We start from the raw sequence: 290 nt of genomic DNA, 5'->3' as shown, positions 1-290 counted from the left end.
CGCCACGAATGGATGCTGTCGAAATCAATTTGTGCGTCCGGCACCGGCCGCGCATTGCCGTTGCCTCTGAGGACTTGCATGAAATGGTCTGCAGGGTTCCTGGTATCCTGCGCGTGCAACCAGGCCTCGCCGTCCCAGATCGGGATTTTAGGGGTGGCGAGGCAGTTGAAGGTGTTGACCGTGCCATTCAGCTGTCCAGTCGCCTTGATCCGCATGGCGATCAGCGTCAAGGGCTTCGGGAAGTTGATCACAGGCTCGTTGCGTCGCCCACGAACGGCAGTCCAGTAGAC

1 protein-coding gene is annotated in these 290 nt (G+C 59.7%); it reads right to left on the bottom strand.

Annotated elements, in window-relative coordinates:
• On the bottom strand, positions 1-230 hold a 230-nt coding region (locus AF337_RS12895), incomplete at its 3' end, for a hypothetical protein (protein WP_244471238.1).
• Between the last annotated feature and the right edge of the window lie 60 nt (positions 231-290).

It is taken from the genome of Rhizobium ecuadorense, from assembly GCF_001187535.1.
Lineage (GTDB): Bacteria > Pseudomonadota > Alphaproteobacteria > Rhizobiales > Rhizobiaceae > Rhizobium > Rhizobium ecuadorense.
Note: the sequence above shows the minus strand (reverse complement) of the source record. Positions and strands in the feature narration are given on the sequence as shown.